Annotated in this window: 25 protein-coding genes and 1 pseudogene; 16 read left to right on the plus strand and 10 right to left on the minus strand. The window is 70.4% G+C overall.

What is annotated here, in order from left to right:
* The first annotated feature begins 1 nt into the window (after nt 1).
* Both ACZ7M2_RS25635 and ACZ7M2_RS25640 read left to right on the plus strand, forming a co-directional pair.
* A complete protein-coding gene (locus tag ACZ7M2_RS25635) occupies nt 2–787 on the plus strand; it encodes an electron transfer flavoprotein subunit beta/FixA family protein (RefSeq protein ID WP_054228809.1) in 786 nt (261 codons plus the stop codon).
* A 76-nt stretch (nt 788–863) separates the two neighbouring features.
* Nucleotides 864–1,838, plus strand: coding sequence for an electron transfer flavoprotein subunit alpha/FixB family protein (locus tag ACZ7M2_RS25640; protein ID WP_471597235.1), 975 nt, complete (start codon nt 864–866; stop codon nt 1,836–1,838).
* A gap of 62 nt (nt 1,839–1,900) precedes the next feature.
* Here ACZ7M2_RS25640 and ACZ7M2_RS25645 read toward each other — a convergent pair whose 3' ends face one another.
* Nucleotides 1,901–2,791 carry an endonuclease/exonuclease/phosphatase family protein gene (locus tag ACZ7M2_RS25645; protein WP_471597236.1) on the minus strand — a complete coding sequence of 297 codons (891 nt, stop codon included), beginning with the start codon at nt 2,789–2,791 and terminating at the stop codon, nt 1,901–1,903.
* 182 nt (nt 2,792–2,973) lie between these two features.
* Between ACZ7M2_RS25645 and ACZ7M2_RS25650 the strand changes: the two genes are divergently transcribed.
* Entirely contained in the window at nt 2,974–4,278 is a 1,305-nt protein-coding gene (locus tag ACZ7M2_RS25650; protein WP_471597237.1) for a DUF6986 family protein, read from the plus strand.
* A gap of 98 nt (nt 4,279–4,376) precedes the next feature.
* Here the strand turns inward: ACZ7M2_RS25650 and ACZ7M2_RS25655 are convergent, their stop codons facing one another.
* Nucleotides 4,377–5,123, minus strand: a complete 747-nt coding sequence (locus ACZ7M2_RS25655; protein WP_471597238.1) for a hypothetical protein — start codon at nt 5,121–5,123, stop codon at nt 4,377–4,379.
* 3 nt (nt 5,124–5,126) lie between these two features.
* Nucleotides 5,127–6,191: a LacI family DNA-binding transcriptional regulator gene (locus ACZ7M2_RS25660; protein WP_402039625.1), complete on the minus strand. Its 1,065-nt coding sequence runs from the start codon at nt 6,189–6,191 to the stop codon at nt 5,127–5,129.
* 220 nt (nt 6,192–6,411) lie between these two features.
* Here ACZ7M2_RS25660 and ACZ7M2_RS25665 point away from each other — a divergent pair, with 220 nt between their 5' ends.
* Nucleotides 6,412–7,371: an ROK family protein gene (locus ACZ7M2_RS25665; RefSeq protein WP_471597239.1), complete on the plus strand. Its 960-nt coding sequence runs from the start codon at nt 6,412–6,414 to the stop codon at nt 7,369–7,371.
* A gap of 572 nt (nt 7,372–7,943) precedes the next feature.
* On the opposite strand, the gene ACZ7M2_RS25670 is transcribed toward ACZ7M2_RS25665, so the two are convergent.
* On the minus strand, nt 7,944–9,965 hold the full coding sequence (locus ACZ7M2_RS25670; RefSeq protein ID WP_471597240.1) for an NPCBM/NEW2 domain-containing protein: 2,022 nt from the start codon (nt 9,963–9,965) through the stop codon (nt 7,944–7,946).
* A 266-nt stretch (nt 9,966–10,231) separates the two neighbouring features.
* On the opposite strand from ACZ7M2_RS25670, the gene ACZ7M2_RS25675 reads away from it, so the two are divergent.
* Genes ACZ7M2_RS25675 through ACZ7M2_RS25685 form a run of 3 tightly spaced genes read left to right on the plus strand, consistent with a single transcriptional unit; the run spans nt 10,232 to nt 13,361 of the window.
* On the plus strand, nt 10,232–11,500 hold the full coding sequence (locus ACZ7M2_RS25675; RefSeq protein ID WP_352045537.1) for an ABC transporter substrate-binding protein: 1,269 nt from the start codon (nt 10,232–10,234) through the stop codon (nt 11,498–11,500).
* A 20-nt stretch (nt 11,501–11,520) separates the two neighbouring features.
* Nucleotides 11,521–12,435 carry a carbohydrate ABC transporter permease gene (locus ACZ7M2_RS25680; RefSeq protein ID WP_079089220.1) on the plus strand — a complete coding sequence of 305 codons (915 nt, stop codon included), beginning with the start codon at nt 11,521–11,523 and terminating at the stop codon, nt 12,433–12,435.
* Nucleotides 12,432–13,361 (plus strand): carbohydrate ABC transporter permease, encoded by a 930-nt coding sequence (locus tag ACZ7M2_RS25685; protein ID WP_471597241.1) that lies wholly within the window; start codon nt 12,432–12,434, stop codon nt 13,359–13,361. The genes ACZ7M2_RS25680 and ACZ7M2_RS25685 overlap by 4 nt, the downstream gene beginning before the upstream one ends.
* Before the next feature lie 140 nt (nt 13,362–13,501).
* Here the strand turns inward: ACZ7M2_RS25685 and ACZ7M2_RS25690 are convergent, their stop codons facing one another.
* Together ACZ7M2_RS25690 and ACZ7M2_RS25695 are read right to left on the minus strand one after the other, a co-directional pair.
* Nucleotides 13,502–13,723, minus strand: coding sequence for a hypothetical protein (locus ACZ7M2_RS25690; protein WP_352045534.1), 222 nt, complete (start codon nt 13,721–13,723; stop codon nt 13,502–13,504).
* Nucleotides 13,724–13,973: 250 nt separating this feature from the next.
* Nucleotides 13,974–14,333, minus strand: a complete 360-nt coding sequence (locus tag ACZ7M2_RS25695; RefSeq protein WP_252841671.1) for a hypothetical protein — start codon at nt 14,331–14,333, stop codon at nt 13,974–13,976.
* A gap of 68 nt (nt 14,334–14,401) precedes the next feature.
* Here ACZ7M2_RS25695 and ACZ7M2_RS25700 point away from each other — a divergent pair, with 68 nt between their 5' ends.
* The 3 genes and pseudogenes from ACZ7M2_RS25700 to ACZ7M2_RS25710 all read left to right on the plus strand — a co-directional run.
* Complete coding sequence (locus tag ACZ7M2_RS25700) at nt 14,402–15,376, plus strand: Clp protease N-terminal domain-containing protein (RefSeq protein ID WP_471597242.1); 975 nt, start codon at nt 14,402–14,404, stop codon at nt 15,374–15,376.
* Between the two features lie 53 nt (nt 15,377–15,429).
* A complete protein-coding gene (locus ACZ7M2_RS25705; RefSeq protein ID WP_471597243.1) occupies nt 15,430–15,678 on the plus strand; it encodes a hypothetical protein in 249 nt (82 codons plus the stop codon).
* 194 nt (nt 15,679–15,872) lie between these two features.
* Nucleotides 15,873–15,998, plus strand: a pseudogene (locus tag ACZ7M2_RS25710) (carbohydrate ABC transporter permease); the annotation flags it as partial.
* Nucleotides 15,999–16,006: 8 nt separating this feature from the next.
* On the opposite strand, the gene ACZ7M2_RS25715 reads toward ACZ7M2_RS25710, so the two are convergent.
* Nucleotides 16,007–16,468, minus strand: a complete 462-nt coding sequence (locus ACZ7M2_RS25715; RefSeq protein ID WP_471597244.1) for an excalibur calcium-binding domain-containing protein — start codon at nt 16,466–16,468, stop codon at nt 16,007–16,009.
* Between the two features lie 122 nt (nt 16,469–16,590).
* Here ACZ7M2_RS25715 and ACZ7M2_RS25720 point away from each other — a divergent pair, with 122 nt between their 5' ends.
* Both ACZ7M2_RS25720 and ACZ7M2_RS25725 read left to right on the plus strand, forming a co-directional pair.
* Nucleotides 16,591–16,785 carry a hypothetical protein gene (locus ACZ7M2_RS25720; RefSeq protein WP_471597245.1) on the plus strand — a complete coding sequence of 65 codons (195 nt, stop codon included), beginning with the start codon at nt 16,591–16,593 and terminating at the stop codon, nt 16,783–16,785.
* A gap of 145 nt (nt 16,786–16,930) precedes the next feature.
* Nucleotides 16,931–17,971, plus strand: coding sequence for an NUDIX hydrolase (locus ACZ7M2_RS25725; RefSeq protein ID WP_471597246.1), 1,041 nt, complete (start codon nt 16,931–16,933; stop codon nt 17,969–17,971).
* Between the two features lie 184 nt (nt 17,972–18,155).
* Here ACZ7M2_RS25725 and ACZ7M2_RS25730 read toward each other — a convergent pair whose 3' ends face one another.
* Nucleotides 18,156–19,511, minus strand: coding sequence for a dipeptidase (locus tag ACZ7M2_RS25730; protein ID WP_352045528.1), 1,356 nt, complete (start codon nt 19,509–19,511; stop codon nt 18,156–18,158).
* A 185-nt stretch (nt 19,512–19,696) separates the two neighbouring features.
* Here ACZ7M2_RS25730 and ACZ7M2_RS25735 point away from each other — a divergent pair, with 185 nt between their 5' ends.
* Nucleotides 19,697–20,953 carry a geranylgeranyl reductase family protein gene (locus ACZ7M2_RS25735; RefSeq protein WP_471597247.1) on the plus strand — a complete coding sequence of 419 codons (1,257 nt, stop codon included), beginning with the start codon at nt 19,697–19,699 and terminating at the stop codon, nt 20,951–20,953.
* 70 nt (nt 20,954–21,023) lie between these two features.
* On the opposite strand, the gene ACZ7M2_RS25740 is transcribed toward ACZ7M2_RS25735, so the two are convergent.
* Entirely contained in the window at nt 21,024–21,473 is a 450-nt protein-coding gene (locus tag ACZ7M2_RS25740) for a nitroreductase family deazaflavin-dependent oxidoreductase (RefSeq protein ID WP_079089222.1), read from the minus strand.
* A 244-nt stretch (nt 21,474–21,717) separates the two neighbouring features.
* Here ACZ7M2_RS25740 and ACZ7M2_RS25745 point away from each other — a divergent pair, with 244 nt between their 5' ends.
* From ACZ7M2_RS25745 to ACZ7M2_RS25755, 3 genes are all read left to right on the plus strand, one after another.
* Nucleotides 21,718–22,455, plus strand: coding sequence for a TetR/AcrR family transcriptional regulator (locus ACZ7M2_RS25745; RefSeq protein ID WP_471597248.1), 738 nt, complete (start codon nt 21,718–21,720; stop codon nt 22,453–22,455).
* A gap of 90 nt (nt 22,456–22,545) precedes the next feature.
* Nucleotides 22,546–23,802: a sensor histidine kinase gene (locus tag ACZ7M2_RS25750; protein WP_471597249.1), complete on the plus strand. Its 1,257-nt coding sequence runs from the start codon at nt 22,546–22,548 to the stop codon at nt 23,800–23,802.
* Nucleotides 23,803–23,861: 59 nt separating this feature from the next.
* On the plus strand, nt 23,862–24,527 hold the full coding sequence (locus ACZ7M2_RS25755; RefSeq protein ID WP_054228788.1) for a response regulator transcription factor: 666 nt from the start codon (nt 23,862–23,864) through the stop codon (nt 24,525–24,527).
* Here the strand turns inward: ACZ7M2_RS25755 and ACZ7M2_RS25760 are convergent.
* On the minus strand, nt 24,488–24,766 hold the full coding sequence (locus ACZ7M2_RS25760) for a DUF6332 family protein (protein WP_471597250.1): 279 nt from the start codon (nt 24,764–24,766) through the stop codon (nt 24,488–24,490). The two genes, ACZ7M2_RS25755 and ACZ7M2_RS25760, sit on opposite strands and share 40 nt — an antisense overlap.
* Nucleotides 24,767–24,806 lie beyond the last annotated feature (40 nt).

Raw genomic sequence — 24,806 nt, forward strand, 5'->3', positions numbered from 1 at the left:
CGTGAGCTTGAGGATCGTTGTCACTGTGAAGTACGTGCCCGACGCCACTGGCGACCGGCACTTCGCCGATGACCTGACCGTGGACCGTGACGACGTGGACGGTCTGCTCTCGGAGCTCGACGAGTACGCGGTGGAGCAGGCGCTGCAGATCGCCGACGAAGCGGACGACGCCGAGATCACCGTGCTGACCGTCGGCCCCGAGGACGCCAAGGACGCGCTGCGCAAGGCGCTTTCCATGGGCGCGGACAAGGCCATCCACGTCGAGGACGACGACCTGCACGGCACCGACGCGATCGGTACGTCGCTGGTGCTCGCCAAGGCGATCGAGAAGGCCGGCTACGACCTGGTCATCTCCGGCATGGCGTCGACCGACGGCACCGCCGGTATCGTCCCCGCCCTGCTGGCGGAGCGCCTGGGCGTCCCGCAGGTCACCCTGCTCTCCGAGGTCTCTGTAGAGGACGGCGTCGTCAAGGGCCGCCGTGACGGTGACAGCGCGTCCGAGCAGCTGGAGGCCTCCCTCCCGGCCGTCGTGTCGGTGACCGACCAGTCGGGTGAGGCGCGCTACCCCTCCTTCAAGGGCATCATGGCCGCCAAGAAGAAGCCGGTGGAGTCCTGGGACCTGGAGGACCTGGAGATCGAGGCGGACGAGGTCGGTCTCGAGGGTGCCTGGACCAAGGTCGACTCCGCGACCGAGCGCCCGGCGCGCACGGCCGGCACGATCGTCAAGGACGAGGGCGAGGGCGGCAAGCAGCTCGCCGAGTTCCTCGCGGGCCAGAAGTTCATCTAAAGGCCCGTTCGAGGCTCGCTGAGCCTCCACTCGCTGACCGCCCCTCATCTTTCGTAAGCAGGAGAGAAGAAGTCCCATGGCTGAAGTTCTCGTCTACGTCGACCACGTGGACGGTGCCGTCCGCAAGCCCACCCTGGAGCTGCTGACGCTGGCCCGCCGCATCGGTGAGCCCGTCGCCGTCGCCCTCGGCTCCGGCGCCGAGGCCACCGCCCCCGCGCTCGCCGAGCACGGCGCGGTCAAGGTCCTCACGCACGACGCCGCCGAGTACGCCGACTACCTGGTCGTCCCGAAGGTGGACGCGCTCCAGGCCGCGTACGAGGTGGTGTCCGCCGGGGGCTCCCTGGCCGTGGTGCTGGTGCCGTCCTCCGCCGAGGGCAAGGAGATCGCGGCGCGCCTCGCGGTCCGCATCGGCTCCGGCATCATCACGGACGCGACCGACCTGGAGGCCGGTGACGAGGGCCCGGTGGCCACGCAGTCCGCGTTCGCCGCCTCCTTCACCACCAAGTCCCGTGTCGCCAAGGGCACGCCGGTCATCACGGTCAAGCCGAACTCGGCCGCCGTGGAGGCCGCCCCGGCCGCGGGCGCCGTCGAGGCCCTGACGGTGTCCTTCTCCGAGAAGGCCACCGGCACCAAGGTCACCGCGCGCACCCCGCGCGAGTCGACCGGCCGCCCCGAGCTGACCGAGGCCGCGATCGTGGTCTCCGGCGGCCGTGGTGTCAACGGCGCCGAGAACTTCTCGATCATCGAGGCGCTCGCCGACTCCCTCGGCGCGGCCGTGGGTGCCTCGCGTGCCGCGGTGGACGCCGGCTGGTACCCGCACACCAACCAGGTCGGCCAGACCGGCAAGAGTGTGTCGCCGCAGCTGTACATCGCCTCCGGTATCTCCGGCGCGATCCAGCACCGCGCCGGTATGCAGACGTCGAAGACGATCGTGGCGATCAACAAGGACGCCGAGGCCCCGATCTTCGACCTGGTCGACTACGGCGTGGTCGGCGACCTCTTCGACGTCGTCCCGCAGCTCACCGAGGAGATCAAGACCCGCAAGGGCTGATCGAGTCCGGCTCCGGCCGTACGAGGCCCCCATGACCGCCGACGCGGTCACGGGGGCCTCGCTCATGCCAGGCTCAGCCAGACCTGCACGGGCAGATGGTCGCTCGGGAACTGGCCGTCCACCGAGAAGGTGTTGACGGCCGCCCGCTGCACGGTCACCCCGGGTCCCACCAGGATCCAGTCGATACGGTCCCCGTCCGGTGTCAACGGCTGGTAGCCGTGGAAGGTCCCGTAGAGCGTGCCGCGCTCGGCCGCCGCGTCCCAGGTGTCGACGAGCCCGGCGCCCAGCATCGCTTCGTACACCGGGTTCTGGTGGGCGACGGCATTGAAGTCGCCGGTCACGACGAGCGGCAGAGCGCGGTCGAAGCGCGCGATGCGTTCGGAGATCAGACTCGCGGCACGCATGCGTGCGTACTGACTCGCGTGGTCCAGATGGGTGTTGAGCACATAGAACTCCCGTGCGTCCCGCAGGTCGCGGAAGCGGACCCAGGTGACGATGCGCGGGAAGGCGGCGCCCCAGGTGTTCGAGCCGATCAGCTCGGGGGTGTCGGAGAGCCAGAAGCTGTCGTGCTCGACCGGTGCCAGCCGACGGGTGTCGAAGAAGATCGCCACCGCCTCGTCGTGGCTGCCGCCCACGCGGCCCGTGCCGATCCAGTCGTAGTGCGGTCCGAGGTCGGATTCGATGTCACGCAGTTGCTGGTAGATGCCCTCCTGGGTGCCGATGACGTGGGGCGCCTCCCGGCGCAACAGCTCGCGCATCACCGGGCGGCGCACGGCCCAGCTGTTGGGCTCGGCGGTGCTCGCGAAGCGCAGGTTGAACGTCATGACCTCCAGGCGGTGGCCGCCGCGCCGGCTGGCCGAGGCGGACGCCGTGGTGAGCAGGGGTACGACGACCGCGGCGGCCACCACCGTCCGCAGACCCATGCGTCGTGTCACTCTGCGGGTGTTCGACATGTGTGATCCCCTCCCCTCGGGGCCAGCATGAGGGGTGTGCCCCGCGCCGCGAAAGAAGGCGTGGGACAGGAGTGCACATGACGGACCATGCCGTGGACAGGTGTTGACCATCGGGAAGGGCCATGGATAACTTCGCTCTACGGATTATTGATTCCGTGGAGCGGAAAACTGGAGGGTGTGGGATGGGTCAGGGCCAGCAGGAGAACGTGGCGACGAGCCTCGCGGGCGCCGTCAGCGGGGAGATCAGCGCCTCCCTCGCCCCGGTCGACGCCGAACTGGCGCGGCGCTACCCCGGAGACCCCGGCACCCGGCAGCCCGTCCACACCGTGTACGTCCCCGGCGATGTGTTCGCCGCCGACACCATCCGCTCCTGGGGCGACCGGGCCCTCGCCGCCCTCGACGAGCACGCCCCCGACGCGGCGTCCTTCGCCGCCGTCCTCGGCCTCACCGACGACCTCGCCGAACCCGTGTACGACCGCGTACGCGCCAAGCTGGAGCGCGAGCCCATCGAGGACCTGCGGGTCGACTTCGAGGACGGCTACGGCCCGCGCCCGGACGCCGAGGAGGACGAGGCGGCGGCCCGCGCGGCCCGTCTGATCGCCGAGGCGTACGAGAACGGCACGGCTGCCCCGTACATGGGCATCCGCATGAAGTGCATGGAGGCGCCGGTACGAGACCGGGGCATCCGCACGCTCGACATCTTCCTGACGGGCCTGATGGAGTCGGGAGGCCTGCCCGCGGGGCTCGTGCTGACGCTGCCCAAAGTGACGTACGCCGAGCAGGTCACCGCGATGGTCCGGCTCCTGGAGGAGTTCGAGAAGGCGCGCGGCCTGGAGCCCGGCCGCATCGGTTTCGAGATCCAGATCGAGACGAGCCAGTCCATCCTCGCGACCGACGGCACCGCGACCGTCGCCCGGATGATCCAGGCCGCCGAGGGCCGCGCCACCGGACTGCACTACGGCACCTTCGACTACAGCGCCTGCCTCGGCGTCAGCGCCGCCTATCAGGCCAGCGATCATCCGGCCGCCGACCACGCCAAGGCGATCATGCAGGTCGCGGCCGCCGGCACCGGCGTTCGCGTCTCGGACGGCTCCACCAACGTGCTGCCGATCGGCCCCACCGAGAAGGTCCACGACGCCTGGCGCCTCCACTACGGCCTCACCCGCCGCGCCCTGGCCCGCGCCTACTACCAGGGCTGGGACATGCACCCCGGCCACATCCCGACCCGTTACGCCGCCGTCTTCGCCTTCTACCGCGAGGGGTTCGAACAGGCGGCCGCCCGCCTCTCCCGGTACGCCAACCACACCGACGGCGACGTCATGGACGAGCCCGCCACCGCCAAGGCCCTCAGCGGCTACCTCCTGCGCGGCCTGGACTGCGGTGCCCTCGACATCGCGGAGGTGGCGCGGGTGACGGGTCTGACGAGGGCCGACCTGGAGGGCTTTGCCGTGCCGAGGCGGGGCGATCTGACCATCTCGGGGAAGTGAAACTCCCTGCTTTCAGGGGCGCGAGGCTGTGACACCGTGTGGCTCCGCCGCGTGGGCGCGACCAGCCGCATGTGGCCCGCACCGTGACGACGGACCCGCTACGCGTATCTCTCAAGCCCCGAAGCCATGGTGAGCCCCTCTGCGGCGAACAACTGCGTGCCCCGCGCACAGAGCGCGGCGTCGCCGCGAGCCCGCGCGCAGAACTCCTCCGGCGTCTGCCCGAACAGCTCCCGCAGCCGCTCCGACCCGGCGAGCAGCGAGGCGAGCAGCGGGCGCTCGCCGGGGTGCGCGCGAGGTGATCCGGAGCCGTTGTGGAGCACTCCGCGGCGGTTGACGTACACATGGGCACCCGGCAGGAGTTCACCAGAGTCCAGCTCGATCCGTACGTCGGAGGCGGACAGCCACGCCCGGCCGTACGCCCCCTCAGCCACCGGAACGCCCTCACTCGCGTCCACCACCGCGAGCTGCGCCGCGTCCAGCCACGTGAGGAACAACTCGCCGACGGCGCCCGGCGCGTGGAAGGGCGACGCGGAGACGTACCCCATCAGACTCACATGGGCCGAGACGCCGACCCCGAGGCCGAAGACCCGCGTCCTCACCATCGGGATCGTGCCCGACACCCCGGACTGCGCCATCTTGTGCCGGAGTTGGGCCGGGCAGGCGTTGGAGCCGACCGCGAGGACCGGGACGCGGTCCTCGTACACCCTGCGCGTGAGCGGCAACAGCCGGTCCCCGTCGAGGAGTGCGGACTCCTCGGGCCGGGCGCCCGGGTAGCTCAGCGGGTGCTCGCGGGGCGCCTCGGCGAGGCCGAGCGCTTCGAGAGTGCGCGGGTCCGGCGCGGCCACGGCTCAGTCCGCGGGCGGCAGTTCGCCCGAGCCGCGGGTGATCAGACGGGTCGGGAGTTCGATGCGTTCCGGAGTGATGAGGGTGCCGTCCAGCTGACGGAAGAGGCGTTCGGCGGCGGTGCGGCCGAGGGCGGCGGCGTCCTGGGCGACGACGGTGACGCCGGGCTCGAGGAGGTCGGCGAGCTCGATGTCGTCGAAGCCGACGAGGGCGACGGGCCGGCCGCGCTCGGCGATGACACGGACGACCGTGACGGTGACGCGGTTGTTGCCGGCGAAGACCGCGGTGACGGGGGAGGGGCCGGACAGCATGTCCTCGGCCGCCTTCCGCACCCGCTGCGGGTCGGTGACGCCCAGGGACATCCAGTCGTCCTCGACGGGTATGCCCGCCTCCTCCATGGCCGCCCGGTAGCCGCGCAGCCGTTCGGCGGCGGTGTGGATACGCGGCATGTCGCCGATGAAGCCGATCCGGCGGTGGCCGTGGGCGATCAGATGGGCGACGCCGTCGCGGGCGCCGCCGAAGCTGTCGGACAGCACCACGTCGGCGTCGATCTGTCCCGCCGGGCGGTCCACGAACACCGTGGCGACGCCCGCCTTGATCTCGGGCTCCAGATAGCGGTGGTCGTCACCGGCCGGGATGATCACCAGCCCGTCCACCCGGCGTGCGCACAGGGCGAGAACCAGCTCCTGTTCGCGGTCGGGGTCCTCGGCGCTGGAGCCGTTGATGAGCAGCGCGCCGTGGGCGCGGGCCACCTCCTCGACCGCGCGGCTGAGGGGGCCGTAGAAGGGGTCGGCGAGGTCCTCCAGGACGAGGCCGATGCTCGCGGTGCGGCCCTTGCGCAGCACCCGGGCGCTGTCGTTGCGGCGGAAGCCCAGCGCGTCGATGGCCTCCTGGACGCGGCGCTCGGTGTCCGGAGTGACTCCGGGCTCACCGTTGACGACCCGCGAGACCGTCTTGAGGCCCACCCCGGCTCGTGCCGCCACGTCCTTCATGGTCGGACGGTTGCCGTAGCGGTTCTCGGATCGGCGGGCGGTCTCTGCCACGATGCGCTGTCCTGTCCTGTCGTCCACGGTTCCCGTCGTCCACGCGGCGGTCCCTGTCGGCCACGGGTCCTGTTGTCCACGGGGGTGCGTCGGTCCATGGGGTTGTATGAGGATGTGGCGTCGAGCATAGAGCCTGGACAACGTTGTCAGATGCGGGAGACACTGTCCACCGCATTCTCCGGCCTGCGCCCCCCATCGCGAGACCGGTCTGCCCCTTTCACCAGGTTCACCGGGAGAACTGACACTGATGCACACCGACCTCGTGGCCGCGCTCGACATCGGCGGCACCAAGATCGCCGGAGCGCTGGTGGACGGCCGCGGCCGCATTCTTCTGCGCGCGCAGCGCGCGACGCCCGCGCAGGAGGACGGCGACACCGTGATGGGGGCCGTCGAGGAGGTGCTCGGCGAGCTGACCGGGTCACCGCTGTGGAGCCGGGCGGGGACCGTCGGCATCGGCAGCGCGGGGCCGGTGGACGCCTCCGCGGGCACGGTGAGTCCGGTGAACGTGGCGGGCTGGCGCGACTACCCGCTCGTCGAGCGGGTCCGTGCGGCGACCGGGGACCTGCCGGTCGAGCTGATCGGCGACGGGGTGGCCATCACGGCCGCCGAGCACTGGCAGGGTGCTGCGCGCGGCCATGACAACGCCCTGTGCATGGTGGTCTCGACGGGTGTCGGGGGCGGGCTGGTCCTGAACGGTCAGCTCCACCCCGGTCCCACGGGCAACGCGGGCCACATCGGGCACATCAGCGTAGACCTCGACGGTGACCCCTGCCCGTGCGGTTCGCGCGGCTGCGTGGAGCGCATCGCGAGCGGTCCGAACATCGCGCGGCGGGCGCTGGAGGGCGGCTGGCGGCCGGGGCCCGACGGTGACACCTCGGCCGCCGCGGTGGCCGCCGCCGCGCGCGAGGGCAACCCGGTGGCGGTGGCCTCGTTCGCACGCGCGGCGAAGGCGCTGGCGGCGGGCATCGCGGCGACCGCGACCCTCGTCGAGATCGACATCGCCGTCATCGGCGGGGGAGTGGGCAAGGCCGGGGACGTGCTCTTCGAGCCGCTCCGCAAGGCGCTGGCCGACTACGCCACCCTGTCGTTCGTGCAGCGGCTGACCGTGGCGCCGGCACTGATGGGCACGGACGCCGGTCTTGTCGGCGCGGCGGCGGCCGCGCTCAGCAGGCAGCCGAGCACGTCCGCGGAGCGGGTCGCGGGCTGATCGCCGCGCCGGGCCACGGCTGATCGACCGGGGTCTGTGGTGGCCCGCCGGGTCGGGGGCCGATGGCCTGAGCCGGGTTGGCTGGGCGGGTGTGTGCCGCGGTTTGTGTGTGCGGGCTGGGTGTGCCGACCGGGGGTGTGGGTGAGCCGCCAGGGGTACGGGTGATCCGTCGGAGGTGTGGGTGCTCCGCCGGGGTCTGGGTTTGGCCTGCTGGGTCGGGGGTCGATGGCCTGAGACCGGTCGGCCGAGCGGGTGCGCGAACGCGGTTCGCTCGTCCGGGCCGGGTGTGCCGACCGGGGGTGTGGGTGAGCCGCCGGAGGCGAGGGGAGTGTGGTCGCGGCGAGCCGTGACCGGGCTTGTGGTCCGGGGCTGACGCGCCCTGCGGGGAGCCCGCTTGGGGCAAGTCATCCGGCGCGGTCGGCTCGGCCCCGGTCGTGCCGAGCACTTCGGTAGTCGGCGGAGTGTCCGGGGCGGGGTGCCGGCGTGAGGCGGCTCGACGGCCGACAAGGGGCCGATCGGCCGGGTTTCCGTCCGCTGCCGAGCCGGAGGAGCCCCCCGGCTCGGCGCACTGGTCAGCAGGTCAGTCGGGCGTCCGCCCAGTCCGCGTGGTCCGAGTCGACGCCGTCGCCGCCGTCGGTGACGACGAGGCGAACCACCTGGGCGCCGGTCACGTCGGCCGAGACCGGCTGGGCCGGCATGGCGTTGGTGAGGACCCCGGTCGAGGCGACCTTCGTGCCATCCGCCCAGATCTCGAACGCGACGGTGCCCTTGGCGCCCTTCTCGTCGTCGACGCCGACATCCGCGGTGACGGTTTGGCACCGCTTGCCGGTGTAGTACTCGATGGTGCTCGGGGCGTGCGCACCGAGTCCCTTGGCGTAGACGACTCCGCCGAGAGTGATCGGATGACCGTCGCCCGCGGCGCTCTCCCCGTTGCTGGTGTTGCGCTCAACCGGGCCGAATCCATTGGTCGTCGACAGCCATGGCAGGTCGCCGAGGTAGGAGACGCCCGAAGGGGGAGCCACGACGACCGACACCGTGAGCGGGAGCACGCTCTCGGCGCGTATGCCGGTCGGCGAGCGGTACGTGGCCCTGAGCGTCAGGTCGTACGATCCCGCGGCCGTGCCCTCGGGCGCGGTGACCCGCCACTTCGTACGCAGGGAGTGTCCCGTGCGTACCGTGCCCGCCGTGGTCGGTGAGCCGGCCGCGACCTTCCAGCCCGCCGGACCGTTCAGCGCCACCGAGACGCGCCGCGCGGCCGTACGGCCCAGGTCGGTCACCGCCGACGTCAGGGAGACCGGCTTGGCCGCCTCCACCAACGGGCTTCCGTCCAGGCCGAGTTCGACGGCGGGCGGGTTCTTGGCCCAGTGGCGGTCGACCGAGACGCGGACGAGCACCGTGCCGTGCGCGGGGACGGTCGCGGAGATGGCGCCGGCGCTGTTGTAGCTCCGGTGCTGCCACAGGTCGCGCAGGGTGTAGCCGTGGGCGGCTGGCAGCCCCACGGCCGCCGTGGTCGTGGCGATGTGCTGGGCGCTGCCGGTCTCGTTGAACAGCGCCACCGTCCGGCTGCCGTCCTTCATCTCCTTGGCGACGACCCAGCGTCCGCCCTCGGACGAGAGCACGGTGCCCTGCTTGCCCAGCGGGTCCTGGTCGACCGCGATGACTTCCTTGTTGTCGAGGATGTCGAAGGTGGCGGGCGAGGCCTTGCGCAGATCCGAGCCGATGAGCAGCGGAGCCGCCATGACCGACCACATCGAGAAGTGCGAGCGGTACTCGGTGTCGGTCATGCCACCGTTGCCGACCTCCAGCATGTCCGGGTCGTTCCAGTGGCCGGGACCCGCGTGCGGGGCGAGGGGCAGGTTCTGCTTGAGGATCGACAGCATCGAGCCCCAGTTGTCGCTGATGTCACCGGTCGTGCGCCACAGATGTCCGACGTCCGAGGCCCACTCCCAGGGCTTGTTCTGGCCCCATTCGCAGAGGCTGTAGACGATGGGCCGCCCGGTCGCCTTCAGCGCGTCCCGCATGGTCGTGTAGCGCAGCTTGGCGTCCACGCCCTGGTTGTTGCAGTTGTCGTACTTGAGGTAGTCGACGCCCCAGTCCGCGAACTGCTGGGCGTCGCTGTACTCGTGGCCGAGGGCGCCCGGGAACCCGACGCTGCTGCACGTCTTCGTGCCCGCGCTGGTGTAGATGCCGAGCTTGAGCCCCTTGGCGTGCACGTAGTCGGCGACCGCCTTGATCCCGTTCGGGAAGCGCGCCGGGTCGGGGACCAGTTTGCCGTCGGCGTCCCGGGACGGCAGGGCCCAGCAGTCGTCCAGATTGACGTACTGGTACCCGGCGTCCTTGAGCCCCTTCTCCACGAAGAGGTCCGCGATCCCCTTGACCATGGTCTCGTTGAACTCGGCCCGGCAGTGTGTGGAGTTCCAGTTGTTGAAACCCATCGGAGGGGTGAGCGCGAGGCCGTCGGCCAGGGCGGGGGCTTCGGTGGGGGCGGGGGCGGCCAGGGCCTCCGGGGCGGTCAGGCCGGTCGTACACAACAGGGCCGTCGCGAGTGCTCCGACCACTCTTCGGCGGGTTGTGCGGGTGGGAAGGTGACGCATCGTTACGTTCCTCCGAACTCGCGAAAGATAGGATGACTGCATGTCCGCGACAAGGGTGCGCGCTTACGGTAGGACCTGTCCAACTCTGTTGGAAGAGAAGTGGTAACGGTTGTTCGATATCTCGTCTGAACCCTTGACGACACTCCGACATGGGAGTGAGATCCAAGCCTCGCGTTCGGTTGTGTTGGGTGGCACCCCGAGGAGGGGACATGGCACAGTCATCGTTGAAGGGGATTGTCGTGCCCGAAGGCACCTCAGGTCATCGGATGTCCCGGCGAAATCTCTTGCGGGGTGCGGCTGTCGGCGCCGGCGCGCTCACGCTCCCCGCCCTGCTGTCCGCCTGCGGCGACGGACCCGGCGGAAACAAGAACGAAGTCACCGTGGGGTCCAACGCCTCGGACCCGGTCCCCAAGAAGGCGTACGGGGCGGCCTTCTCGGCGTACGAGAAGAAGTCCGGCAAGAAGGTCAAGGTCAACACCAAGGACCACAACGACTTCCAGGAGAACATCAACCGCTATCTCCAGGGCACACCCGACGACGTCTTCATGTGGTTCGCGGGGTATCGCATGCAGTACTTCGCGGAGAAGGGGCTCCTGCACGAGATCAGCGACGTGTGGAGCGGCTTCACCGGCTTCTCCGACGCGCTGAAGGAGCAGTCCACCCACTCCGGCAAGCAGTACTTCGTGCCGTACTACTACTATCCGTGGGCCGTTTTCCACCGCAAGAGCCTCTTCCAGTCCAAGGGCTACCAACAGCCCAAGACCTGGGACGACTTCATCGCGCTGGCCAAGCGGATGTCGAAGGACGGGACGCCGGTCGCCTTCTGTGACAAGGACGGCTGGCCCGCGATGGGCACCTTCGACTACATCAACATGCGCCTGAACGGCTACGACTTCCACAAGTCCCTGATGGCCGGCACGGAGGCATGGACCGACACCAAGGTGAAGAACGTCTTCGACACCTGGCGCGAGGTCATGCCCTACTACCAGAAGGGCGCCCTCGGCCGGACCTGGGAGGAGGCCGGACAGAGCCTGCAGCAGCGCAAGACGGGGATGGCGGTCTTCGGAATGCCCCATCCGGGCACCCAGTTCCCCGAGAACGAACGCGACGACATCGACTTCTTCGCGTTCCCCGAGATCGATCCGCAGTACGCGCAGGACGCCGTGGAAGCACCCATCGACGGCTTCCTGGTCGCCAAGAAGTCGAAGAACCTCGACGGCGCCAAGGCCCTCCTGAAATGGCTGGGGACCCCCACCGCCGAGAACACCTACCTCGCCCTCGACCCCAACAACGTGGCCGTCAACGACGGGGCCGACACCACCAAGTACAGCGCCCTGCAGAAGAAGTCGGCCCAGCTCGTCTCGGGCGCCAAGCAGATCTCGCAGTTCATGGACCGCGACACCCGTCCGGACTTCGCCTCGACCGTGATGATCAAGGCGATCCAGGACTTCATCGGCAACCCGAAGGACGTCGACGGTCTCTGCAACAGCATCGAACGACAGAAGAAGACCATCTTCTCGTCGCCCGTCGGCTGATCACTGGGGGAAGACGTTCCGTGGCGCTCAACATCCCACGGCGCGCCGGACGACGGCGGCTGCGGCGGTTCACCCGCCGCGACACCGTCGTCCTCGGCGTGCTCCTCGGCATACCCGTCCTGCTCGACATCGTCATCGTCTGGGGCCCGACCCTCGCCTCCATCGGGCTCTCCTTCACCTCCTGGGACGGCATCGGCGACATCCACTGGGTGGGCGGCGACAACTACAAGAACGTGTTCGAGAACTACCCGGCGTTCTGGCCCGCCGTCCGCCACAACGTCCTGTGGCTGCTCTTCCTCGGCCTGATCGCCACCCCGTTCGGACTGTTCCTCGCGGTGCTCATCGACCGCGGAGTGCGCTTCAGCCGCTTCTACCAGTCCGTGATCTACCTGCCGGTCGTACTCTCGCTCGCCATCGTCGGCTTCATCGCCCAGCTGATCCTCGGCACCGACCAGGGCGTGGTCAACACGATCCTCAACAACCACGAGAACCCGATCGACTGGCTCGGCGACGCGCACCTCAACATCTGGATGATGATGATCGCGGCGAGCTGGCGGCACACGGGTTACGTCATGATCCTCTACCTCGCCGGACTCAAGTCCGTCGACCCGCAGCTGAAGGAAGCCGCCGCGATCGACGGCGCCAACGCCCGCCAGACCTTCTTCCGCGTCGTCTTCCCGACCCTGCGCCCCGTCAACGTGATCGTCGGTGTCATCACCGTCATCGAGGCGCTGCGCGCGTTCGACATCGTCTACGCGGTCAACAAGGGCCGCAACGGCCTGGAACTGCTCTCCGTCCTGATCACCGACAACATCATCGGGGAAGCCAGCCGCATCGGATTCGGCTCCGCCATCGCGGTCGTCCTGCTCACCGTCTCCCTGGGGTTCATCGTGACGTTCCTGGTCCAAGAGCTGCGAGGTGCGCGCGAACGATGACCGCCGACATCCGCACCGGCGCCCCCGTGCGCCCGGCACCCGCTCCGGAGCCGACGCCCGTTCCCCGCCGCCGGCCGCGCCCCGGCCGCTTCGGCGTCCACATCTTCCTGATGGGTGTCTCGCTCGCCTTCCTCGCGCCGCTCCTGCTCGCCGTCTACGCCTCGCTGCGTCCGTACGAGGAGACGGCGCAGAACGGCTACTTCTCCTTCCCGAAGCACCTGTCCTTCGAGTACTACCGCCGCGCCTACAGCGAATCCGGCATGGGCAAGTACTTCACCAACACCCTGCTCATCGCCGTGCCCGCCGTCCTCGTGACCCTCTTCCTCGCCTCGTTCGTCGCCTTCGCCGTGTCCCGGCTGAAGCTGCGCGGGGGCCTCGTCCTGTTGATGTTCTTCACCGCGGGCAACCTGCTGCCCCAGCAGGTCATCGTCACCCCGCTGTACGTCCTGTTCAACAAGATCCCGCTGCCGTGGTGGATGTCCGACTCGCTGACGATGTACGACTCCTACTGGGCCGTCATCATCGTCAACATCGGGTTCCAGATGGGCTTCTGCGTCTTCGTGCTGGCCAATTTCATGCGGACGCTGCCGCAGGAGATCCTCGAGGCCGCCATCGTCGACGGCGCGGGCGTGTGGACCCAGTTCTGGCGCATCACCCTCCCGCTGTGCCGCCCCGCCCTCGCGGCCCTCGGGACCCTCGAGTTCACCTGGATCTACAACGACTTCCTCTGGGCCCTGATCTTCATCTCCAACCCCGACAAGCTCCCGATCACGTCATCCCTCAACAACCTCCGCGGCCAGTTCTTCACCGACTACAACCTGCTGGCCGCGGGCTCGGTCCTGGTCGCCCTCCCCACGATCCTGGTCTTCCTGCTCCTGCAACGGCACTTCGTCGCGGGCCTGACCCTGGGCTCCACCAAGGGGTAGGCCCTGACCTGCAGACGTACGGGGCGTCAGGTAGCCACTGGCGCCCCGTCGAGGTGACCGTCGGCCCGCACGGCCAGGGCTTGCGACGGAAACCTCAAGGCTTGTCGAAGGCGTCGGCCTCGGGCTGGGCCTGCCGCTCGTCACGTCGGCGGAGACCACGCTTCGGGCCCACCGCCGTGCCACTCGATCACGTTTGAGTTGGCTACATCGACTTCGTCGATCCCTTCCAGCCCGGCGTAGCGGAGGAAGGCGGCCAGGTCGCGCAGTGAGTGTGCGGTGAGCAGTTCTCCGTTGACGCGCACCTGTCGGCTGCCGTCGGTCGGCGATGGTGGGTACACGATCACGTGCAGCTCTCCGGACATGGTTTCAGGCTCGCTCGGCCCGCCCGGATACGCATCCGGAGCGCGGGCTCAGAGCGCCCCGCGCGGCGCGTGCCGGACGGCGTGGGCGCTCGTAGGCTGATGTGGTTTCTTGCCCCACACGGCATGTTGATCTTCGGTGACCTGTGGCTGTGGGCTCTGGGTGGCCTTGGACCCTGGCCGTGGGTGCGCGGGCGGATCCGGTGACGGTGTCACCGGTCCGGGCCGATGGCGCGGCGCTGCTCGCGCGCGGTCACTTCCGTTCCAGCGCGGCCAGCCGCAGCTCGAGCTGGTCGACCCGGTGCCGTAGCAGGGTGACCTGGGCCTCCAGGCTGACTTCCCGTTCCGCCCTGCGCTGAATGCGCGGTGACGCGGCTGCGCGCTCGATCACCGCGTCCAGCTGGACCAGGCGCTGTGGCCCGTTGGGGCCGTCCACCAGCCGGGACTGTATCTCGCCATTGCGATACCAGGACCGCAGGGCCGAGCGGGAAACGCCGGTCTCGGCTTCCGCCTTGGCCAGCGTGACCCAGGGTGTCTCGTCCAGCTGCTCGAACAGCTCCAGCTCGTTCTGCCAGCGCGCGAGCCGGTCCTCCCAGTCCGACGGTGTCTCCATCGCACCCTCCCTTCAGCAGAGTGACCCTATCAATACCAGTGTATTGACATGGTTGAGACCATGGAGTCATGCCATTTGAACGGTTCACGGTGGAAGCCCGCAAGGTGGTCGTCACGGCTCAGGAGGAGGCGAGGCTGCTCAAGCACAACCACATCGGCACGGAGCACATCCTGTTGGGGTTGCTCGACGCGCCGGACAGCACGGCGGCGAAAGTTCTGCACCAGCTCGGGTACGACAAGGAGACGGCGCTGGTCGATGTCGCGGCGGTCGCCAAGCCCGGCACAGAGCAGCTGAGCGGCCATATCCCGTTCGCGCCGAGCGCGAAGAAGACGCTGGACCTCGCCCTGCGAGAGGCGCAGCAGCTGCACCACACCTACATCGGTACGGAACACATCCTGCTTGCCCTGGTCACCGGGGAAGGCGAGGGCCTCGGCGCGAAGGTGCTTGCCGAGCGGATCGATCCGGTCAGCAAGATCCGTGCCGCGGTGTTGGCGTCAGTGGAGGGATCGCAGGACGTCGTGGCCGGCCCATGGCCGGCCGGCACACCTGCCACCCAGGACACCGTGTCCGCCGCCAGCGCGCTGGCCGGTGGCGCACCGGTCGGCAGCCATCACCTGCTTGAGGCGATGCTGAGGGCGGAGAACAGCATGGCGGCCAGGGTGCTGCGCGAACTCGGGGTCGACCCGGACGCGGTCGCCGCCAAGATCGACGAACTGGATCCGGAGACGACCACGGACGCGAACCCGGAGGAGGCCGCTGCGCGGAGGATGGAAATCCGGCTGGTCGACGACGAGGTGCACCTGATCCTGCGGGACCCGGCAACGGTCACGCTCGCCAAGAAGGTCACCGAGCTGTCCGACGGCCCGATCCAAGGCGTCGGCCCGGTGGCCGGCATGTTCGTCCCGCTCTGGCGGTCGACCCACCAGGTGCTGCTGCAGATCCAGCGTGTGCTGGAACCGGAACCCGCAGAAGAGGACGGATCCGCCGCGAGCAAGGCGGCCAGGGTCGTGCGCACGGTCCTCGCGCCCCGGCTCCGCCGGTGAACCGACTGGTCAACGGGCCGGAACCGGTCCGTGGGACGGGTGAGGACGGGGGCGTGGTGAGCGACGGTGCGCCGGTGCCGTTCTCGCCGACGACCAGGACGTCGTTCACAGGCGCGTGCGCCGCGCCCACCGTGGCGCGGCGTGGCACCTGGCAGGGCCGTCGCCGCCGGCCCGCGCGCTGGTGGTCGCGCCTCGCCGAGCCGGTCGAGGCCGGCCTGCCGACCAGGTTTCCGGCCGTGGCGATCGGCGAGTCCGGTATCGCGTTCGGCGCCCCGCCGTTGGTGGCCCGCGCGCACCACTGATCGCTTTCGTCTGCCGACCCGCGTTGTCAGTGGCCGCCCGTAGCATGGTCGTCAACATCCCAACGATCCAGTCGGGTTGTTGCTGATGCCCCGCCCGGAACAGCGCCCGGTGCGGGGCTCGCTGCTGTCAGAAGCCTTCCCGGCCGGTGAGGCAGTTCTGCCTCAGACAGCGTTGCGGCGACTGCGGCATCGCCTTCTTCACCGACTGCAACCTGCCGGCCGCGGGCTCTGTCCTCGTCGCCCTCCCCACGATCCCGCTCTTCCTGCTCCCGCAACGGCACTGCGTCGCGGGCGTGACACCGGGGTCCACCAAGGACTGATCCGCGCGTCACTCGCAGCCGACGCCGTCTCCGTCGCGGTCGAGGTGGCGGCCGTAGCCGGGGTCTCCCACGTGGACAGGCGCGGCGCCCGCCGCTCGGGCCGCGGCGCAGTTCTCGTAGTACACGGAGCCCCCGCCGCTGTCGTCGCTGCCGCCACCGCCCGCGACGGAGGGCTGCGCGGTGACCGTCGCGCGTACGGTCTTCGTGCTCCGCACGGTCACGGTCGCGGCGGGCGTCGCCATGACCGTCTCCGTGGCCGTCCGCGTCGCTGTCGCGGTCGTCGTGGCGGTGACGGTGGTGGTCGGACCGGGCTTCGCAGCGGCGGACTCGGTGGTGTTCCCGCCGCTGTTGCCGATGCCGACGCCGATGAAGAGGGCCACGGCCAGCGCGGGCAGTACGTAGCGCTTGCGGGCCCAGCCCGGTGCGGTGCGGGCCGATGCGGCGGGTGGTGCCGTGTACGGGTTGGTCATGTCGTCCCCCCTGAGGTGTTTCGAGTGGGATGACCGTAGTGCCGCTGATGTGTCCGAAGGGGAGGAGCGGGAGTTGCGTGACCCACCCGTGACTCCTCGTCGCGTTCGGAGTTGAACCGGGCATGAAGAAGCGCAGCATGCTCGCCATCGCCTCCCTCGCCACCGGGTTCGTCGTCGCGGCGATCACCCCGTCCCACGCCGTCGACCGCGACTCCCTGGGCGACCTGCCCGCCAAGGACACGCTCAGCAGCCTCGACCACACGCTCAGCAGTGACAGCCTGGCCGTGGACGACACCGCGCTCGGCCAGGACGGCTGAGGCGCCGGGACGGACACGCGGCGCCGGTGCTCCCCGGGGACGGAACACCGGCGCCGCGCCGTCGGCTCCCTCATCTGCGGCTGGTTTCCGTGGCAGGGTGAAGCGGGCAAGCCTCAGGGGGCCAATAGAAGAGGGGGAACTGTCCGTGATCGTCTGGATCAACGGAGCGTTCGGTGCGGGGAAGACCACCACCGCACGGGAACTGATCGACCTGATCCCGAACAGCACGCTCTTCGACCCCGAGGTGATCGGCGGCGAGCTCGCGCACCTGCTGCCCGCCAAACGCCTCGCCGAAGTCGGCGACTTCCAGGACCTGCCGATCTGGCGGCGCCTGGTGGTCGACACCGCGGCCGCCCTGCTCGCGGAGCTCGGCGGCGTGCTCGTGGTTCCCATGACCCTGCTGCGCCAGGAGTACCGTGACGAGATCTTCGGCGGCCTCGCCTCGCGCCGGATCGAAGTACGCCATGTGCTCCTCGCCCCGGCGGAAACGATCCTGCGGGCGCGCATAGCCGGCCGGGAGATACCCGAGGACCTTCCCGACGGCGAGATACGGGTGCGCCAGTGGTCCTACGACCACATCGAGCCCTACCGCGCGGCGCTCGCCTCCTGGCTCACCGCCGACGCCCACCTCGTCGACACCAGCGCCCTCACCCCGTACGACACCGCGCTGCGCGTCGCCGAAGCCGTACGCACCGGTGACGCGTCGGCGTGCGACATCGTGCAGACCCCCGAACCGACCTCCGAGACCGTCGCCGCCGGAGTCCTCCTCTTCGACGAGGAGGACCGGGTGCTGCTCGTCGACCCCACCTACAAGGCGGGCTGGGAGTTTCCCGGCGGCGTCGTCGAACCGGGGGAGGCTCCCGCGCGCGGGGGCATGCGCGAGGTCGCCGAGGAGACCGGCATACGGCTCGAGGACGTACCCGGTCTGCTGGTCGTGGACTGGGAGCCGCCCGCACCCCCGGGCTACGGCGGTCTGCGCCTTCTCTTCGACGGCGGCCGCCTCGGCTCCGACGAGGCCCGCCGGCTGCTGCTCCCCGGCCCCGAACTGCGCGCCTGGCGCTTCGTGACCGAGCGGGAGGCGGCGGACCTGCTGCCACCGGTGCGCTACGAGCGGCTGCGCTGGGCCCTGCGGGCGCGGGAGCGCGGCGCCGCACTCTACCTGGAGGCCGGCATACCGCTCGGCTGACGTCGATGCCGGGCCACCCCTCGGCCGGCGTCGGCGGTGTACGGACATCGGGTGATCGGGTGCCGGCGGTGTGCGGACATCGGGTGATCGGGTGCCGACGGTCAACGGCGCACGGAGTGGAGGCCGTTCAGCAGCCGAGCCGGAGGGTCCTCGCGGGGTGGCGAGGACCCTCTCTGCCGGGTGGTCAGCTCGCCGCGTACTTCTGGAGGAACAGCGCCTCCGTGACCGAGAGACGCTCCAGCTCGTCGGGGGAGACGCTCTCGTTCACGGCGTGGATCTGCGCCTTCGGCTCGCTCAGGCCGATGAGGAGGATCTCCGCGTGCGGGTAGAGCGAGGCGAGGGTGTTGCACAGCGGGATGGAACCGCCCTGGCCCGCGGACTGCATCTCCTCGCCCGGGTAGGCGACCGCCATCGCCTCGGCCATCGCCGTGTACGCCGGGCTGGAGGTGTCGGCGCGGAACGGCTGGCCCTGGCCGATCTGCTCGGTGCTCACCCGCGCGCCCCACGGCGTGCGCGCCTCCAGATGCGCCTGCAGGAGCTTGGTCGCCTCGACCGCGTCCACGCCCGGCGGCACCCGCAGGCTCACCAGCGCCCGAGCGCCCGCCTGCACGGACGGGGTGGCGCCGACGACCGGCGGGCAGTCGATGCCGAGCACGGTGACGGCCGGACGCGCCCAGATGCGGTCGGCGACCGTACCCGAGCCGATCAACTCGACCCCGTCCAGCACCTTGGCGTCCTTGCGGAACGCCTCTTCCTCGTACTGCAACCCATCCCAGCGCGCGTCCCCGGACAGCCCGTCGATCGTCGTGGAACCGTCCTCGGCGCGCAGCGAGTCCAGTACGCGGATCAGCGCGCCCAGTGCGTCGGGCGCCGCCCCGCCGAACTGGCCCGAGTGCAGATTGCCTTCCAAGGTGTCGATCTGCACGCGAACGAGCGTCATCCCGCGCAGGGTCGAGGTGACCGTCGGCAGACCCAGCCGGAAGTTGCCGACGTCGCCGATGACGATGGTGTCGGCGGTCAGCAACTCGGGGTGCTGTTCGGCGTACCGCTCGAGACCGCCCGTGCCCTGCTCCTCCGAACCCTCGACGATCACCTTGACGCCAACCGGAACGCCACCGTTCGCCTTCAGCGCGCGCAGCGCGAGCAGGTGCATGATGAACCCGCCCTTGCAGTCGGCGGCGCCGCGCCCGTACCAGCGGCCGTCGCGCTCCGTCAGCTCGAACGCCGGGGTCGTCCAGGCAGCCTCGTCCAGCGGCGGCTGCACGTCGTAGTGCGCGTACAGCAGCACGGTCTTGGCGCCCTCGGGCCCGGGCAGGAAGCCGTACACCGACTGCGTGCCGTCCGGGGTGTCCAGCAGCGCCACGTCCTGAAAACCCTCGGCGCGCAGCGCGTCGGCGATCCAGTTCGCGGCGCCCTCGCTCTCACTCCTGGGGTACTGGTCGAAGTCCGCCACCGACTTGAAGGCCACCAGTTCGGTGAGCTCCGCCTGTGCCCTGGGCATGAGCGAGGCGACGGTCTCGGCGACCGGATTCGACGACATGGGCACGCTCCTTGTAGGTGCGACGTTGTACTTCTGTGTACAAGTGATCGGGTGGTGCGTACGCGCGTCCCTGGTGTGCAGGGCGCATACGCCCCCGATCCTCCCACAGTGGCCTGCGGCGAAGCCCGCCGTAGGATGCTCGGGACCGTGGCGGCAGACGGCTGGACTGGGAGCAGTAGACCATCGTGAGCAGCGAGAACTCTTCGGCGGACGACGAACAGCGGGTGTGGGACGTCGTCGTGGTCGGCGCGGGGCCGGCGGGCGCCTCGGCCGCCTATGCGGCAGCGGTCGCGGGACGCAGCGTCCTGCTGCTGGAGAAGGCGGAACTGCCCCGCTACAAGACGTGTGGCGGCGGCATCATCGGCCCCTCGCGCGACGCCCTGCCGCCCGGCTTCGAGCTACCGCTCCAGGACCGGGTGCACGCGGTCACGTTCTCGCTCGACGGCAAGTTCACCCGCACCCGGCGCTCCAAGCAGATGCTGTTCGGGCTCATCAACCGGCCCGAGTTCGACCAGCAGCTCGTCGAGCACGCCCAGAAGGCGGGCGCCGAGCTGCGCACGGGAGTGACGGTCTCGCGGGTCGAACAGCACGGGTCCGCCGTGCCCGACCGGCGCACCGTCGCCGTCGTCCTCCAGGGCGGCGAGGCCGTGCTGGCGCGGGCGGTCGTCGGCGCGGACGGCAGCGCCAGCCGCATAGGGGCGCACGTCGGGGTGAAGCTCGATCAGGTCGACCTCGGCCTGGAGGCGGAGATCCCGGTGCCGGAGACCGTCGCCGAGGACTGGCAGGGACGGGTCCTGATCGACTGGGGTCCCATGCCGGGCAGTTACGGCTGGGTGTTCCCCAAGGGGGACACGCTCACCGTCGGTGTGATCTCCGCGCGCGGCGAAGGCGCCGCCACCAAGCGGTACTTGGAGGACTTCATCGCCCGGCTCGGGCTCGCCGGCTTCGAGCCGAGCATCTCCTCCGGGCACCTGACGCGCTGCCGCGCCGACGACTCCCCGCTGTCGCGCGGGCGCGTGCTGGTCTGCGGCGACGCGGCGGGGTTGCTCGAACCCTGGACCCGCGAGGGCATCTCCTTCGCGCTGCGCTCCGGTCGGCTCGCGGGGGAGTGGGCGGTCCGGATCGCCGAGGCGCACGACGCGGTGGACACCCGGCGCCAGGCGCTCAACTACGCCTTCGCCATCAAGGCGGGACTCGGTGTGGAGATGGCCGTCGGCAGGAGCATGCTCGCGGCCTTCGAGCGTCGGCCGGGCATGCTCCACGCGGCGATCACCAGTTTCCGGCCCGCCTGGAGGGCGTTCGCCGGGATCACCCGCGGTTCGACCACGCTGGGCGAGATGGTGCGTTCCCACCCGATGGCAGGGCGCGCCCTGTCCGCGCTCGACCGGCGATCGGCCGTCGCCGCGCCGACGGCCGCCGAGAGTACTCCGACCACGGAGTGACCGTTGGCCGCGGAGCCTGACCCGTGGAGTGGCCGGTGGCTGACGGGGGTGGCGGTCGGCTTGCGGCCGGTCAGCTCGTGACCGTGATCCGGAAGACCGGGTGGTCGGGGGCGATGCGCCGCAGCTCCTCGGGGGACGAGTCGGGGCCGACGCCACCGAAGAAGACACCGACCTCCGCCTTCCAGCGCTTGAGGTAGGCACGCAGCAGCGGAACCTTGTCGTCGTCGCCGACCTCGGTCGCGGTGAACGTGTCCACCCTCTTGCCGAGGCGCAGCTCGCCGCCGCCCGCGGCCCGCATGTTGTGCGTCCACTGGACGTGGCCGCGGGGGGCGACCAAGTACTGCTGACCGTCCACGGTGAGCAGATTGACCGGGGTGGTGCGCCACGCGCCGCTCTTGCGGCCACGGACGGCCAGGACCCGGGAGCCCCAGATGCTCAGGCCGCGGCGGGTCATGAACGCCACGCAGCGGTTGAAGACGTTGACGGTGAACCAGCCGGGCTTCTGGACGTGCGTGGACATGATGACCCCCATCGGTTGCGAGAGCGCCGCTCTCTGAGTGGGAGCGCTGCTCACTTTTGTGAGCACTGCTCTCGCTTGTGAGCAGTCTGCATGAGATCGGTGATCCAAATCAAGAGCGGTGCTCTCGTTTCTGTGCACCGATCTTGTTTCTGTGCACCGCTCTCGAAGGTGTGCGCCCGATCTCCTTTGCGTGCACTGCTCTCGTTTGTGTGCACTGCTCTGAAGACGTGGCACACTTTCCCGCATGAGCACCGCACGCGGAGCACGCGCCCGAGCCAGGATCGAGGTCACCGCGGCCATCAAGGAAGAGGCGCGCAGACAGCTCGCCGCGGAGGGCGCCGCCAAGCTCTCGCTCAGAGCCGTCGCCCGGGAGCTCGGCATGGTCTCCTCCGCGCTCTACCGCTACTTCCCCAGCCGTGACGACCTGCTGACCGCGCTCATCATCGACGCCTACGACTCCCTCGGCGAAAGTGCGGAGGCGGCGCACGCGCAGGTCGCGGGCGCCGGGCCGCGTGAACGCTGGATCGCGGTGTGCGTGGCGGCACGCCGCTGGGCCTTGGCGCAGCCACACGAGTACGCGCTCATCTACGGTTCGCCCGTGCCCGGCTACGCCGCGCCGGACACGACCATCCCGGCCGCCTCCCGCGTGGGGCTCCTGCTGGTCGGCATCGTGCGTGACGCCTATCGGGGCAAGGGGGTGGCCCGCACCCCGCTGTCGCCCGAGCTGAAGGCTGAGGCGCAGCGGATGGCCGCCGACCTCGCCCCCGACCTGCCGCCCGATGCGGTCGCGGGGCTCGTCGCCGCCTGGGCCCAGCTCTACGGGCTGATCGGGTTCGAGCTCTTCGGGCAGTTCAACCGGCTCGTGGAGGACCGCGAGCCGTTCTTCCGGCACGCGGTGGACCAACTCGCCCACGGCGTGGGCCTGGTGTACCCCGAGCCGACCGGGTCCTCGGGCAAGGGGAACGGCACGAGCGGTCCCTGACGACGACCGGGTGGTACTCCGTGGGGAGTACGCGTGATCACCTCACCCGGCTGACGCCCCCGGCGGCCCGCGCCGTCTAGCGTGACCGTCATGGAAGAGCAGCGAACCCCCAGGTCCCCGGTGTGGGGCGGGGTACCGCCGTGGTGGCGGCACGGGCCACCGGGGTGGCACCGATGGAGCGGCGAGGACCATGACGGCGGTCGCGGTGACCGGTGGCCGTGGCGTTCCACCCTGCTGCTCACCGTGTTCGTGCTGGGCGGCTCCCAGTTCGCGGCGCACGCCCAGGACGGCGAACGCACCCCCCTGGACCTCTTCGCGAGGGTGCTGCTGATCCTCGGCACCGGCCTGCTGCTGTGGCGGCAGCGGTACCCGGTGCTCGTCGCCTTCGGCACTTCCGCGGCGGCGCTGGTCTATCTGGCCGTCGGATATCCGTACGGGCCCGTCTTCGTCACCGTGGCCGTCGGCTGCTTCGGTGCGGTCGTCGCGGGGCACCGCTGGGCCGCCTGGACGGCCGTCGGCATGCTGTGGGCCAGTCATCTGCTGGTGGGGCACTGGCTCTACCGTTGGTTGCCACCCGCGGGGGACCGGGCCGCCTCCTGGAACCAGGAACTCGGCATCATCACCTGGGGCGTGGTGATCGTGGTCGTGTCGGAGCTGGCCCGGATACGCCGTGAGCAGTGGGCCCGCGACCGCGCCGAACGCGCGCGGGCCGCCGCCCGGCGTGCCGACGAGGAGCGGCTGCGGATCGCCCGTGAACTGCACGACGTCCTCGCCCACAGCATCTCCGTGATCAACGTTCAGGCGGGCGTCGGCCTCGCGCTTCTCGACTCCGACCCGGAACAGGCGCGTACGGCGCTCACCACCATCAAGGAGGCCAGCAAGGAGGCGCTCGGCGAGGTCCGCCAGGTGCTCGACACACTCCGTACGCCGGGGGAGGCGCCGCGCGCGCCGGCGCCCGGGCTCGACCGGCTCCCCGAACTCGTCGAACAGGCGGCGAGCGCGGGTCTGACGGTCGGGATCGAGAAACCCGGCGGCGTTCCGAAGCTTCCGCCGGGTACCGACCTCGCCGCGTTCCGTATCGTCCAGGAAGCCCTCACCAATGTCGTACGGCACTCGGGGTCGCGGCACGCGCGCGTGCGGCTCGAAGCCGCACAGGGCACGCTGCGGCTGCGGATCGACGACGACGGGCCCGCGACCGGCACCGACGCGGGCGGCAGCGGCAACGGGCTGGCCGGTATGCGGGAGCGGGCCGTCGCCCTCGGTGGCACGATCGAGGCGGGCCCGCGCGACGACGGAGGGTTCCGGGTGCTGGCCGTGCTCCCGCTGAAGGTCGAGGAGGACCGGTGAACGGTGAAGGAGAGCCGGTGGGTAGCCGGGGAGGACCGGTGGGCGGCGTGGAGCGAGCGGTGATCCGCGTCCTGCTCGCCGACGACCAGTCACTGGTCAGGGCGGGCTTCAAGGCGTTGCTCGACGCACAGGCGGACCTGGAGGTGGCGGGTGAGGCGGCCGACGGCGAGGAGGCGGTGCGCAAGGTGCGCGAACTGCGCCCCGACGTCGTCCTGATGGACATCCGCATGCCGCTGCTCGACGGCCTCGCCGCGACCCGCCGTCTCACCGACGACCCGGACCTGAAGGACGTGAAGGTGGTCATGCTCACCACCTTCGAGCTCGACGAGTACGTCTTCGAGGCGATCCGTTCCGGCGCCTCCGGCTTCCTCGTCAAGGACACCGAACCGGACGAACTCCTCCGCGCGGTACGGGCGGTGGTCGGTGGCGACGCGCTGTTGTCACCGGGCGTGACGCGCCGTCTGATCGCGGAGTTCGCGGCCCGCTCCAAGGAGCCCGCGGCCGCGGAGTCGCTCGTCCGGCTCACCGAGCGGGAGCGGGAGGTGATGGCCCTGGTCGGTATCGGACTGTCCAACGACGAGATCGCGCGGCGTCTGGTCGTCAGCCCGCTCACGGCCAAGACCCATGTCAGCCGCACCATGGTGAAGCTCGGCGCCCGTGACCGGGCCCAACTGGTGGTGCTGGCCTATGAGTCGGGGTTGGTGCGGCCGGGGTGGCTCGGGTGAGTGCCGGCCGCGCGGCCGAAACGAACAAGTACCGTGACCACGCGTACCGCGAAGAGCGCGGTCGCCAGCAGTACCCCCGAGGTGATCAGGCCCTTCTCGATGGTGAGAGGGAGATCGAAGAGCAGGGCGGGGCCTGATACGGCGCCCAGCGCCAGGCCCGCCGCGAAGGTCGCGCTGAGGAGCGCGTACCCGATCTCGATCGTCATCGCGTCCCGCTGCTCCTGCGCGCGTCTCCCCATGGTCCGAGTCTGTCACGACAGCGCGCCCGGCGGGCAAGGG

The organism is Streptomyces sp. NPDC111507, assembly GCF_055638955.1.